The organism is Candidatus Aquicultor sp., from assembly GCA_036504445.1.
GTDB lineage: Bacteria > Actinomycetota > Aquicultoria > Aquicultorales > Aquicultoraceae > DASXVE01.
In genome coordinates this window covers 1-12,629 of sequence record DASXVE010000015.1, presented here as the reverse complement: position 1 = coordinate 12,629, position 12,629 = coordinate 1, and the positions used below count along the sequence as shown (strand labels likewise).

Annotated in this window: 13 protein-coding genes; all 13 read right to left on the bottom strand. The window is 49.3% G+C overall.

The features are described 5' to 3' along the window. Window positions 1-92: 92 nt before the first annotated feature. Window positions 93-1,247 carry a 1-deoxy-D-xylulose-5-phosphate reductoisomerase gene (locus tag VGK02_03275; GenBank protein ID HEY3374067.1) on the bottom strand — a complete coding sequence of 385 codons (1,155 nt, stop codon included), beginning with the start codon at window positions 1,245-1,247 and terminating at the stop codon, window positions 93-95. A 173-nt stretch (window positions 1,248-1,420) separates the two neighbouring features. Continuing rightward, window positions 1,421-2,227, bottom strand: coding sequence for a phosphatidate cytidylyltransferase (locus VGK02_03270; GenBank protein ID HEY3374066.1), 807 nt, complete (start codon window positions 2,225-2,227; stop codon window positions 1,421-1,423). A 79-nt stretch (window positions 2,228-2,306) separates the two neighbouring features. Beyond that, on the bottom strand, window positions 2,307-3,089 hold the full coding sequence (locus tag VGK02_03265; GenBank protein HEY3374065.1) for an isoprenyl transferase: 783 nt from the start codon (window positions 3,087-3,089) through the stop codon (window positions 2,307-2,309). Window positions 3,090-3,104: 15 nt separating this feature from the next. Further along, a complete protein-coding gene (gene frr / locus VGK02_03260; protein HEY3374064.1) occupies window positions 3,105-3,659 on the bottom strand; it encodes a ribosome recycling factor in 555 nt (184 codons plus the stop codon). Between the two features lie 7 nt (window positions 3,660-3,666). Beyond that, window positions 3,667-4,386: a UMP kinase gene (pyrH, locus tag VGK02_03255; GenBank protein ID HEY3374063.1), complete on the bottom strand. Its 720-nt coding sequence runs from the start codon at window positions 4,384-4,386 to the stop codon at window positions 3,667-3,669. Window positions 4,387-4,434: 48 nt separating this feature from the next. Further along, window positions 4,435-5,037: a translation elongation factor Ts gene (gene tsf / locus VGK02_03250; GenBank protein ID HEY3374062.1), complete on the bottom strand. Its 603-nt coding sequence runs from the start codon at window positions 5,035-5,037 to the stop codon at window positions 4,435-4,437. Between the two features lie 136 nt (window positions 5,038-5,173). Further along, window positions 5,174-6,025, bottom strand: a complete 852-nt coding sequence (rpsB, locus tag VGK02_03245; GenBank protein ID HEY3374061.1) for a 30S ribosomal protein S2 — start codon at window positions 6,023-6,025, stop codon at window positions 5,174-5,176. 177 nt (window positions 6,026-6,202) lie between these two features. Further along, window positions 6,203-6,910 (bottom strand): response regulator, encoded by a 708-nt coding sequence (locus VGK02_03240; GenBank protein ID HEY3374060.1) that lies wholly within the window; start codon window positions 6,908-6,910, stop codon window positions 6,203-6,205. Then, a complete protein-coding gene (locus tag VGK02_03235; protein HEY3374059.1) occupies window positions 6,894-8,477 on the bottom strand; it encodes an ATP-binding protein in 1,584 nt (527 codons plus the stop codon). Before VGK02_03235 ends, VGK02_03240 begins: the two co-directional genes overlap by 17 nt. Window positions 8,478-8,520: 43 nt before the next feature. Beyond that, the gene (locus VGK02_03230) at window positions 8,521-10,344 is read right to left on the bottom strand and encodes an APC family permease (GenBank protein ID HEY3374058.1); all 1,824 of its coding nucleotides are present in this window, start codon (window positions 10,342-10,344) and stop codon (window positions 8,521-8,523) included. Between the two features lie 446 nt (window positions 10,345-10,790). Then, window positions 10,791-10,973: a hypothetical protein gene (locus VGK02_03225; GenBank protein HEY3374057.1), complete on the bottom strand. Its 183-nt coding sequence runs from the start codon at window positions 10,971-10,973 to the stop codon at window positions 10,791-10,793. Between the two features lie 160 nt (window positions 10,974-11,133). Beyond that, window positions 11,134-11,643 (bottom strand): hypothetical protein, encoded by a 510-nt coding sequence (locus VGK02_03220; GenBank protein ID HEY3374056.1) that lies wholly within the window; start codon window positions 11,641-11,643, stop codon window positions 11,134-11,136. A gap of 105 nt (window positions 11,644-11,748) precedes the next feature. Next, window positions 11,749-12,186, bottom strand: a complete 438-nt coding sequence (locus VGK02_03215; protein HEY3374055.1) for a flavodoxin domain-containing protein — start codon at window positions 12,184-12,186, stop codon at window positions 11,749-11,751. Between the last annotated feature and the right edge of the window lie 443 nt (window positions 12,187-12,629).

Below are 12,629 nucleotides of genomic sequence, written 5' to 3'. Positions count from 1 at the left end.
ACAAGAATAAATATTTGGCTTCACTCCCTCTTACTATACGAACACTATAAGAATAGCTTGTAACGCGTTGTTTTCCAACTGCAGCAAACCGCTTAATGTATCGCCTTAATTATTAGCCGGGCGTCGGACCGTGCCTTTGCTTCTGCCTCCAGTAATATACCCAAATCGGTTTCGTCGGCACCATTGTGCATATCCATAACCGAGTGGATAATGCGAGGTATATCCGTGAACGCAATAGCGCCGTTTAAAAATGCTTCGACTGCTTCTTCGTTGGCTGCATTGAGGACCGCCGGATAGGTCCTTCCAAGCTTGATCGCATCATAGGCGTATTGCAAGCATCGAAAATTCTTTACATCCGGCTCTTCGAACGTAAGCATCCGCAATTCGGCGAAATCGAGCGATGGTAGCGGCGATTGTAGCCGCTCCGGGTATGATATCGCATATTGTATCGGGATGCGCATATCGGTCTGGCCGAGATGCGCTTTGATCGACCCGTCCTCGAATTCCACCATTGAGTGGATGATGCTTTGCGGGTGCACGACGACGTCGAGCTTTTCGTACGGCATATCGAACAGCCACCGCGCCTCTATTACTTCGAGCCCCTTGTTCATCAAAGTTGCGGAATCAATCGTAATCTTCGGGCCCATCGTCCAGCGGGGATGTGCGAGCGCTTGGGCTACGGTTACTGCTTTAAGCTCTTCAAACGCTTTACCACGGAACGGGCCGCCCGATGCGGTTATTATGATTCTCTTTACCTCGTCTTTGAGCTCGCCGATCATACACTGAAATATGGCGTTATGCTCGCTATCGACAGGCAGAATCTCGGCGCCTGTTTCTTCTCGTACACGATTAACGATTGCGCCCCCGGCAACCATTGATTCTTTGTTTGCAAGAGCAAGCGTTTTGCCGCTTCTAAGCGCCGCCAGCGTTGACTTTAAGCCGACCGACCCTACCAGCGCGTTGAGAACGAGATCGGCGCCCGGGTGCGCTGCGAGTTCCTCAAGCCCTTCTAAGCCCGCGGCAATTTCGACGTTTTTGATGCCTTGTGAGGCAAGCTCAAGGGCTTTATCCTTATCGGTTACAACAACAACCTGCGGCTTTACCTCTTCGATTTGTTGAGCCAGTGTTTCGATATTGCGGTGCGCCGCCAAGCCTATGACGTTAAAACGCTCGGGATGTCGCTTCACAACATCGACCGTCTGTGTTCCGATAGACCCTGTTGAGCCCAAAATTACTATATTCTTCAATATAATCCTCTTTACAGGCCGATATTTATAAATATTTACTCAAGATTATACGTAATAAGCCTAATTATTACTGTATACATTTAAATACTACTAAGTCTATAGACTTAGTAGTATTTGCTTTTCACTCTTGTTGTTCATTATTATTCTTTAAGCAATACAATGTTTTCGGTTTGCTACGTAATCAGCAGCCAGAAGTAGTACCCGACGACTGCCGCAAACATTAAGCTATCGAACCTATCCATGAATCCGCCGTGACCCGGTATTAGAACCCCCGAGTCTTTAACCCGCACTTCTCGCTTGATTCTCGACTCAACGAGATCGCCAATCGGTGCGGCAATTCCGATCAATAATCCCATCGTAAAGCCTTCTATAAGCGCCAAAGGCATGCCTTGCCGGGCTGCAAACGGCAGCCACGGAAGCACGAATAATATAGCGATGACTACGGCCGGCGTGAACATCCCGGCAAGCAGACCTTCCAACGTCTTGTTTGCGCTTATAGCCGGTGCGATTTTTCTCTTACCGATTGCACTGCCGATTCCGTATGCGCCGATATCGCTTACCCATGTACCGATAAAGACGAGCAAAACCCCTATGAAGCCGTACTCGACCGTGTAAAGCAATACCGTATGGCTCAACGACAGCGACACATACACTATACCGAATACCGTTAGCGCCGTGTCGACAATCGTGGTTTGTGCAAACGCCAGCCGCATGAGCGCAATTATCATAATTGCTATAAGCGTCGTGATAATTCCTGAAGAGCCCGCCGCAAGCGCGCTGACGACGACCACGAGGCCTCCAATGACGCCAAGCGGAATGCTCGGTTTGTAGTCTCGCAGCACAAACATCGAATACAGTTCGTCGATAGCGATTGTTGCAACTACAGCGATTAAAAAGGTGAAAACAAATTTCCCCAACAGCAAGCATGCGATGATTACCGGAACTCCAACCAGCGTACTGATGACTCGTTCTCTTAGCATGTATAGCTCCTGTGCTGCTAAAGTTTTCTGTGGTCGCTACAAATTTCTTGCTACATTTTTTTAGGTTAGTCTTGCGATATTAATCTTTGCCTAATCCGCCGAATCTTCTTTTGCGGGTTTGGAAGTCGGCTACCGCCTCTACTAGATCGGCCTCGGTAAAATCGGGCCATAGTGTTTCCGTAACCCAGAATTCGGCATATGCTATCTGCCAGAGGAGAAAGTTGCTTATCCTAAGCTCACCGCTCGTACGTATAAGCAACTCGGGGTCTGGTATATTTGAAGTATACAGGTAATGAGAGAAGTTTTCCTCATCTATTTCAGGAATTTTGTTTCCTTCGAGAGCTTCGTTACATATAGCCCTGACGGCATCGACGATTTCAGCCCGGCCGCTGTAATTAATGGCAACGACAAGGGTAAGCGTCGTGTTGTCTTTTGTGCGCTCTGCGGCATTCTCAAAGGCTTTCCTGGTACCATCCGGTACGCCGTCCATCCCGCCGATTGTGAGAATTCGAACGCCTTCGGTATCGAGTTCGTCGATATCCTGCCTCAGCTGTTCCTCAAACAGTTGCATCAGGCCCACCACTTCTTCTTTCGGCCTGATCCAGTTCTCGGTCGAAAACGCGTAGAGCGTCAGGTACTCGATGCCTATCTTCGGGGCCGCTTCTACGACGCGCCGTATGGTTTTCGCGCCGGCTCTGTGCCCCATCAATCTCGGTTGTTTGCGCTGTTTAGCCCAGCGCCCGTTCCCGTCCATTATGATTGCGACATGGCGCGGTATCGTTCCCTTTTTTACTTCATCTATAGAAAGGCCTTCGCGTTGTTTCTGTTGTTTCGCGCGAAGACCGAATCTATCTAGTACCAATGTATTTACCTTCTCTTATACTTCCATGAGCTCTTTTTCTTTGTGCTGGAGAAGAGCGTCGATTTCTTTCACATATTTTTCGGTAAGCTCATCAATTTTCTTCTCGCCGCGCTTTCGATCGTCCTCGGAGACCGCTTTGTCTTTTTCGAGTTGCGCGAGATCATCGCGGGCTTCGTGACGTACGTTTCGAATACCGACTTTGCCTTCTTCCGCCATCTTTTTGACGAGCTTCACGAATTCCTTGCGCCTCTCCTCACTGAGCGGCGGGAACGGCACCCTAATCACGTTACCGTCATTTGATGGGGTAACGCCCAGATCGGACGACATAATCGCCTTTTCGATCGTCGAGATCGACGATTTATCCCACGGCTGGATGATAGCCAACTGCGCCTCCGGCGTGCTGATGTTCGCTACCTGTTTGAGCGGCGTCTTTGTACCGTAATAATCAACCATAATCCGGTCAAACAGCGTGGCCGAAGCGCGACCTGTCCGAACACCGGCAAACTCGCTCCGAATTGCGTTGACCGCCTTTTGCATTTTTTCTTCCGATTTCGCAAATACGTTCTGCATAACGCTATTAACCTCCTTTTACCACTGTTCCTATATCTTCGCCCATGAGTACTCTCTTTATATTACCTGGCACGTTCATGTTGAAGACAACAATCGGGATATTATTATCCATACAGAGGGAAATAGCGGTCGTGTCCATCACGCGAAGACCCTTGTTAAGCACATCGATATAGGTAAGTTCGCTAAACTTGACGGCGCTTGGATTCTTTTCCGGGTCTGAATCGTAGACACCGTCAACACGCGTCGCTTTGAGGATGACATCCGCCCCGATCTCAAGCGCTCTGAGTGCGGCCGCGGTATCTGTACTGAAAAACGGGTTACCCGTGCCCGCCGCGAAAATTACGGCGCGCCCTTTTTCAAGGTGGCGCATCGCACGACGGCGAATATACGGTTCTGCAACTTCTTGGATTGTGAGTGCGGATTGCACGCGCGTCACAACACCTTCGCGCTCCATTGCTTCTTGCAGCGCTATCGCATTCATGACGGTTGCAAGCATGCCGATATAGTCGGCCGTCGCCCTATCCATGCCTCGCGAACTTGCTTCAAAGCCTCTGAATATGTTGCCGCCACCGACAACGATTGCGAGCTCGATATGATCGTCATAGAGCTGTTTGATTTGCTGCGCTATCGAGCGCATTACCTCGGGATCTATCCCGTAGCCGTTATTGCCGGCCAGCGATTGGCCGCTTAATTTAAGCAACGCCCTTTTGTACTTGTAATCTGTCATAGCTTCACTCTTCTAATCAAGTTCGTAGTTGCCCTGACTTTTTGCTGTTTATGCGTTCTCGCCCAGCTCGTAGCGGGAGAACCTCTTTATCCCGATATTCTCGCCCAGTTTAGCCACAACGGTCCCGAGCAGATCGTTGATCGTTAGATCAGAGTTTTTAACGAATGTTTGCTCAAGCAAGCATACCTGCTGGTAATATTTCTCGAGTCGACCTGTTGCGATTTTATCGAGAACAGCGTCGGGCTTGCCCTCCTCAATACCCTGTGCGCGATAGATTTCTACCTCTTTTTGAACGACATCGTCCGGTACATCTTCCCGGCGCACGTAGAGCGGATTGCCCGCTGCGACCTGCAACGCTACATCGTGTACAAACTGCTTAAAGTCGTCGCTTCGCGCAACGAAATCGGTTTCACTGTTTACTTCTACAAGTACGCCGATTTTTCCTCCTGCGTGTATGTACGCATCGACGATACCCTCTTTTGCCTCTTTGCCGGCCCTTTTACCGAGCGTCGCCAGGCCTTTCTTGCGCAACATATCGGTCGCTTCAACTATGTCGCCTTTAGCCTCGGTGAGCGCCTTCTTGCAATCCATCATGCCGCAGCCTGTCATTTTTCTCAGCTCATTAACTGCGGCTGCAGTAATTTCTGCCATCTGAAACCTCCTCGACTATTCCTGGCCCAACGCTCAGTTACCCGCTTTCACATGCTTGAAAACGGGTAACTGCTAATGCTTCGAGCCGATTATTTCTGCTTTTTCTACCCTTCGGGTATAGACCATTTAGATCTTACTATGCCTTTTGCTCGACCGCGTCTGCTTTCTCTTTGACAGCAGCCTGTGGCAAGCCTGCAATGTTAACCGGACCTTCCGGCTGTGCCGCCGCAGTTTCTTGAGCTTTCTCTAAAGCTTTTTCCGCCACAGCTTTCTCTTTTGCCGCCGCTTCTTCGCCGATCTGGGCAAGCCAGGTCTCACGGCCTTCAAGCGCCGCATCAGCGATAACACGAGTGATCAAGGTAACGGCGCGGATTGCGTCATCGTTGCCTGGGATCACATAATCGATCTCATCCGGATCGCAGTTCGTGTCAACAATGGCTACGATCGGAATCTCTAAGCGCCTGGCCTCTTGAACCGCAATGCGCTCTTTTCTCGGGTCGATGATAAACACCGCGCCCGGAAGACGCTTCATGTCCTTGATCCCGCCGAGGTTACGCTCGAGTTTTTCCTTTTCGGTCGAGGCTTTTAGAAACTCCTTCTTTGTCATATGGGAAGGAGTCTCTGTGCCGAGACTTTCGAGGTACTCAAGACGTTTTACACGACCCTGGATTGTCTTAAAGTTGGTAAGCATACCGCCGAGCCAGCGATAGCTGACATACGGCATTGCGGATTTTGCCGCTTCTTCGCGAACGGCTTCCTGCGCTTGCTTCTTGGTTCCAACAAACAAGACCGTCTCGCCGTTTGCCGCTATCTGCTTAATAAAGCTGTGCGCTTTCTCGAGAAGACCGAGTGTCTGCTGAAGGTCGATAATGTAGATACCGTTGCGTTCGGTAAAGATGTAAGTTTTCATCTTTGGGTTCCAACGACGGGTCTGATGCCCGAAGTGTACACCCGCTTCTAAAAGGTGCTTCATGGAAACAACCGCCATAGTTGCACCTCCTTTCATGGGTTTTTTTCCTCCGCCGGCTTCAACTTCTATTCGACCCGTAGGCACCGGAATAGAATCCACCGACGTGTGTAATCTGAGGTATTGTAGCATAAAGTGTGGTGATGCGGCAAGTGGTCATGTGCGTGCACTAAATCGAAGGCTCATTTTTTGGGCTTCCTACTTCATCTCTTTTAAACGATAACCGACGCCCGGCTCCGTTATAATGTACTCAGGCTGGGTCGGGTCGGATTCGATTTTTTTCCGCAGCTGACCGATGTAAATGCGCAGGTAGTGCGTTTCCTTTTGGTATTCTTTCCCCCAAATTGAAGACAATAGTTGTTTGTGGGTTAAAACGCGACCTGAATAAACGGCGAGGTTCTTCAAAATATCATACTCTGTAGGTGTTAGTTTTACTTCTTTCCCTCTTAATGTAACCAGACGGTGTGTCAGGTCAATCGATAGATCGCCCACGACGATTACGGGTTCGCCCTCGTTCTTAGCGATATGTCTCAGCGCGACACGGACACGCGCCAATAATTCTCCCATGCTAAACGGCTTCGTCACGTAATCATCCGCGCCGGCATCGAGTGCTTTGATTTTCTCGAGCTCTTGCTCGATGACGGTTAGAATGATGACCGGAACACTCGACCATTCCCTGATACGCCCGAGAACAGCCAACCCATCCAGGTCGGGTAAGCCAAGGTCGAGGATTATTAGATCGGGATGATATGTTGCGGCCGACTTTAGGCCCTCGTGCCCGGAATCGGCCTCGCTCACTTGATACCCGTGCCCTTCTAACGCGACCCGCAGCAGCCGTCTGATTTGCGTCTCATCATCGATAATTAGAATTCGCGCGCCTTTATCTTTATCAGAAATCTTCGACACCTTCTTTTGTGATCGGCTCAATTACGGTGGGTTGACTATCAAGCGGCAAAGTAAACGTGAAGATGCTGCCGCCTTCGGGCGCCACATCAACCCAGATAGAACCCTCATGTACTTCTATAAGCCCTTTGCATATTGAAAGGCCGAGACCGGTACCCCGTACATGTTCGGATGAGTATAGACGATAGAATTTATCGAACACTCTATCTTTATCGGCTTCAGCTATCCCCGAACCTCTGTCGCCGATGGCTACTATAAGATCATTATCCCCCGGGGTTACGGTAATCGATATCTCGCTACCCTGCGGTGAATAATTGACGGCGTTATATAAAAGATTTATGATAACCTGCTCGATTAGCGAGAAATCGGCTTGAACCAACGGGAGCTCGGTTGGGATTTCGACACGTATCGACCGATCCCGTACGACGTCTTGAGCCTGAGCGAGTGCGACTCCAATAATATCCTGAATATCGCACCAGTCTTTATTCAACGTAAGCATACCGCTCTCCAGGCGCGCCGAGTCGAGGATGTTTCCAACCATGTGATTCATACGGAGTGCCCCGTCTTTGATCGTTTCGACCAAAGCCCGCCGTGCTTCCGAGTTGTAAATTCCCTCCTCTTGAAGGCTCGTCACAGCCCCTGTGATCGATGCCAACGGAGTGCGCAGGTCGTGCGAGACCGAATTAAACAACGCGGTGCGAAGCTTTTCCGATGCCGCTATGTGGCGTATCTTATGCGCCTCTGCAGCAAGCTGCAGGCGCACGATGGCAACGGCGCTTAAGTTTGAAAATGCTTCAAGAAGCTGTCTCTGACCGCCGGAAAGCGTCCGTTCCGGTTGTTTCGGCAAGACGCCTATCATGCCCAATGTTTTATCCTTGGTCCGCAATGGAATAAATACGCTCTTGCCGAGCCAATCCGCCGAAGCTTCCTTGCTTTCTTCTACGAGCACTCCTTCAGTAGTTGTCGCGGCTACGATTTGCGGTATGCCGGTAACATCCGGCATAAGAATGACCGCGTCGCCATCAATTGTCTGAGCGATCACCTGCACAATCGTGTCCTGTAGGTGCTGCAGATCCGTCTCGGCGGCCATCTTTCGGCTTAACGCGTAAAGGGCCGCCGTTCGCTCCTCACGCTTTCGGGCCGTCCGCGCCTCATCCTTTAATCTGCTTGCTAGATCGCCGGTAACGAAGGCAATAATGCAGAAGATGATAAAGGTAATGAGATAGCGCAAGTCTGCGACCGAAAAACTCAAGACCGGCGGTACAAAGAAATAGTCGAACGCTATAACGGATAGTATGGCCGATGAAACCGTTGCCGCTCGTCCCCACCGGATAACGCCGTAAAGCACCGGTATTAGGTAGAGTAACGCTATGTTGGCCAGGTCGAACACAGATTCAAAGTATAAATGCAGCACTTTTAGCACTGCCGTCAGCAAGATAACCCCGATAAATATGTCTAAATGCGGCCTGATACTTAACAGAGCGGCAAACTTATTTCGGCTCTCGCCTTCACCTTGCATCAACACATCTTCTGAAGCGGGTCGGCCGGTTTGTTTAATAGAATTCGTCATTGTCATTATCCTAGTCTACGCGCGGATACAACGTACTGCAAGTTTAGGATAACTGGTACGGTACGCTGCTTATAATCACTTTTGGCTGGAGCATAAGGCGAGTTCTAAGAATAAAGGCTGTCTGATTATGAAGCAGTTGCTCCCACCATTTGCTTACAACAAACTCTGGAACGACGATGGTTATAAAGTCATCGGGATTCGCATTGTGGATCTCGCGTACTCTGTTGATGATTGGGGTGATGATGTCCCGGTACGGTGATTCTAGAACCTCTAGAGGCGTACTAAAGCCGAACGTCTCCCATTTCTCAAGGATGTTAGTCGGGACTTCGCCCTGCGTGTTCACGTAGATAACGTTGACACTGTTGCCGCTCGAGATCATCTTGGCATAGCGTAACGCTTCGAGCGTGCCGCAATGTACACCGCCGATGCACATTAGAACCCAATTTTTGCCCGGTTTCGGCGGTTTTAGGTTGCAAAGTGTGAGTGATTGGGCCACCTTATTGTAATGCTTTTTGATTCTTAGAAATATTGTGATCAGTATAGGAATTACTGCGATAACGATCCACGCCCCGAGCGCAAATTTGGTTATCGCAACTACCATGAGAACGGTAAACGTCGTTAATGCTCCAAGCCCATTGATAATAGCTTTTTTAATCCAGCCCTTACCGCGCACCCTAAACCAGCGTCTAACCATAGCGGACTGCGACAACGTGAAGCTCATAAAAACGCCTATCGCATAAAGCGGAATCAGCTTGCTGGTGTTACCGCTGAACCCGATGACGAGAATTATGGAGAATAACGCCAGCATTATGATACCGTTCGAGAACGCCAGCTTATCACCCTTGTTGGCAAGCTGCCGAGGCATAAAACCATCGCGCGCCATAAAGTAAGACACCCGCGGAAAGTCGGAGAAACTGGTATTGGCCGCTACAACAAGAATCAATGCCGTCGCCGCCTGTATGAAATAGTATACGGCGGATGTTCCGAATACACCGCGGGCAAGCTGTGAAAGCACGGTTTCGGTCGCACTCGGCACGATATTATAGATGCGGGCGAGTTCCGTTATGCCGAAGAAGGTTATGCCGAGTATGATGGCCATCAGTAAAAGCGTCGTTCGGGCGTTCTTGGTTTCGGGTTTCTTAAACGCCGGTACACCATCGCTGATGGCTTCGACACCGGTTAGCGCCGAACAGCCGGACGAGAACGCTCTTAGAACGAGAAATATCGTAATGGGCTGAAGCATCGATGCCTCGATTGGGTCGCCGGAGGTAAATGTATGCCCGGTATAGTGCCTGAAGAATCCAACCCCGATTAACAAGGCGAGCCCGAAAACGAACGAATACGTGGGTATTGCGAATATTTTTCCTGATTCACGGATTCCGCGTAGATTCGCCAACATGGTCAAAAGGATGAAGACAACGCAAAGCTCAACCCTATAGTTATAGAGAAGCGGGATTGCCGATGTGATGGCGGCAACCCCGGATGCAATACTAACCGCCACAGTCAGAACGTAATCTATCAAGAGGGACGAACCCGCAACCAGCCCGATCTTGTGTCCAAGATTATCGCTGGCGACAATGTAGGATCCCCCGCCGGCCGGGTACGCTTCAATGATTTGCCGGTAGGATACGGCCAGGATAGCCAAGAGCGCAATTATCGCCATAGCTATCGGCAGCGACAGGTACAATGCGCCGGCGCCGGCAAGAACCAGAACAATAAGGATTTCTTCCGTTGCATACGCTACGGATGACATAGCGTCAGATGAAAATACTGCTAGCGCAAGTGTTTTTATGAGTCTTTCTTCGTGAGCGCGCTCGTTGGCAATCGGCTGGCCGAGCAGCGTTCGCTTTAGAGTTTGAACAGACACAGCTTCTTACGTGACTCCTGCTTATGTGATATCAGAAGCAAATCTCTGATCACATGCTCGTATTTTGACAAATATCAGATTCAAATAGCTTATCGCTCGTTGGTGTTAAGAAGTCATTAAGATTAGCGGGATTAGCGTAAAGATATCGTAAAGATTTTACCTAACCTTTATGCCACGTGGATAGATACTGCCTTACAATTAAAAGCGCGCAGAGCACAACTAAAACCCACAGCACGTCGGTAATTATCGTGTTTTCCATTTAACCGCACCTCAACTGGTTGTACATCTTTGCTACTGCAGCGTTGTTCTGGCTATGAATATCCAGTAGCAAGACGCCCTGTCTTCTGCTAGTAATTTACCGCAGCATAGCGTCAAATTGCCGTTAAGAAGAGGTGCGGATGCGTAAAGATTTCATAAAAATATCGAGGTGGAAGCTAGCAAAGCGTCTACATTTTTAAGAACTCTAGCAGCTTATAGACCAGGATTGCGGGCCAAACAAGGGCTTTGAGAAAACCCAGTACCCCAATCCAGAACGATGTCGCATGTTGGATGTAATAGACAAGTGCTCCAATAAAAGCCAGACCATAGGCACTGCTGGAAACACCGCCGGAAACGTCACTATTAGCCATATTATCCTCCTCATAGCCGGAACAAAGGTCGCCCATATTGTAAAGATGGTCAGGAGCGTAAATGCTACAATTTCCGTATAGGCAGTCGCCTTGCTGAATACTCCGCCGCGCAGCATAACAAAAGCGATCATCAAAGCTGCGATTTCCGTGAGAGCGAAGCCTATGAAAATACCGGGCGTAAAGTCTTCGCCCCGGCAAGTATCGCCTCCCCCGCTGCGGCTAGCAGAGTTCTTTGTGCGTCTGTTGTAGCCGCCATGTATTTGCCGCTCAGTGCAAACATGAGAATCGCCGCATTAACCGAGGCATAGATTGCCGTACCGGCTAAGTAAAGGATCAATGCAAGACCTGCATAGACTTTATGCGCCCTCCGATGCGTTGCATAGAGAGCTAGATATAAGGGGATTCCAACGGTCAAGGAAATAACATTGAAGAGTCCAAGGTCGCGGAGCCCGAGGAACAGGTTGCTCTGCAAGCGCCCTAACCAATCGACTGCCGTTTGACTACCGTAACGGATGGGCTCCCCACCGAAAGTAAGGATGACATCCACCACGTATAGCAGTACGGCTACCAGGGCAACAGCACCGCCGATTTTGTAGAGACTCTTCCGGCTTGCCTCGGTATTATCAGTATTCGTCCCATCTAAGCTCTTGCGGTTTTCCAATGCGTGCACGCTCCCTCTTCCGCGACACCGCTTGTTATCATATTGTGTTATTCGTTCTTGCCTTGCTTAATCCTTCCCCTGCCCCATATTATTTAGGAATCGATTCCCAAGCGATTATTTACCCACCTTTGTTTTTATCAATTTTGCCCAATCAACCGCCTTTTCGATTTCACCGCCGAGCAACGGCCCCTCTGTCCCTCGGACTTTAAAAGCTTGCGGCTCAGTCACGATTTCGGCCCCTGCCTCTGCCAGTGCTTGGGATATCTTTGTTGCCGCATCACCGTGAACAAAGAGCCTAATCCTGGTATCAAACGCCGCTGCTTTAACATTCTTCATCTGGTCGCGGCCCAGACTTGCTAAAAACTTACCCATCGACTCCGATGGTTTCCAACTGATAATCGGGCTTCCGACGACAATCAAATCAAGGTCATTTAGTTCCTTTGTTGCGACCTTCGAGACCGGCACGGCTTTAGTGTCCAGCTCTTTGGCAATGGTTTCTGCGATTTTTTGGGTGTTTCCGAAAGTTGAATCAAAGATTACAAGCGCTTTCATTATTTCTCCCGTCTATGTTATCTCTTGTGACATAGTTCCCTCTCGTCGGATTCCTTTTTCTATATTGGATATTATAAGCATCATTCCCAAATAATACGAAGCTTTTAGTAATTGAGCGGTCATCTACCCAAAAAGCGGAACTGGGTGATGTTCTTTGCTTTCGCACTATACTCATTAAGATAGAGCCTTGGCTTGCTGAGCCTTATCCCGTAACAATACCCAAAAAGTAGAATAGCCGCTCTACAAAGCGGTTTTTCCACGTATCATTTTGCATCTAATAAGTGCTCCCCGGATCGGACTATTGAGTTATAACTAAAAGTTGTGGATTGGCTTTTTAAGCAAAAAAGCGTACCCTTCCTTTTGAGACCAATCAAACGAAAGGAGCACGCTTTTATGTTGCATCTTACAACGAATGGATCTGATTGGCTAGAGGAAAAGAGCTT

Coding starts and splice junctions, on each gene's coding strand:
- VGK02_03215 (HEY3374055.1), bottom strand. CDS start 12,186: ATGAAAGCGCTTGTAATCTTTGATTCAACTTTCGGAAACACCCAAAAA.
- tsf (HEY3374062.1), bottom strand. CDS start 5,037: ATGGCAGAAATTACTGCAGCCGCAGTTAATGAGCTGAGAAAAATGACA.
- rpsB (HEY3374061.1), bottom strand. CDS start 6,025: ATGGCGGTTGTTTCCATGAAGCACCTTTTAGAAGCGGGTGTACACTTC.
- VGK02_03270 (HEY3374066.1), bottom strand. CDS start 2,227: ATGCTAAGAGAACGAGTCATCAGTACGCTGGTTGGAGTTCCGGTAATC.
- VGK02_03225 (HEY3374057.1), bottom strand. CDS start 10,973: ATGGCTAATAGTGACGTTTCCGGCGGTGTTTCCAGCAGTGCCTATGGT.
- pyrH (HEY3374063.1), bottom strand. CDS start 4,386: ATGACAGATTACAAGTACAAAAGGGCGTTGCTTAAATTAAGCGGCCAA.
- VGK02_03235 (HEY3374059.1), bottom strand. CDS start 8,477: ATGACGAATTCTATTAAACAAACCGGCCGACCCGCTTCAGAAGATGTG.
- frr (HEY3374064.1), bottom strand. CDS start 3,659: ATGCAGAACGTATTTGCGAAATCGGAAGAAAAAATGCAAAAGGCGGTC.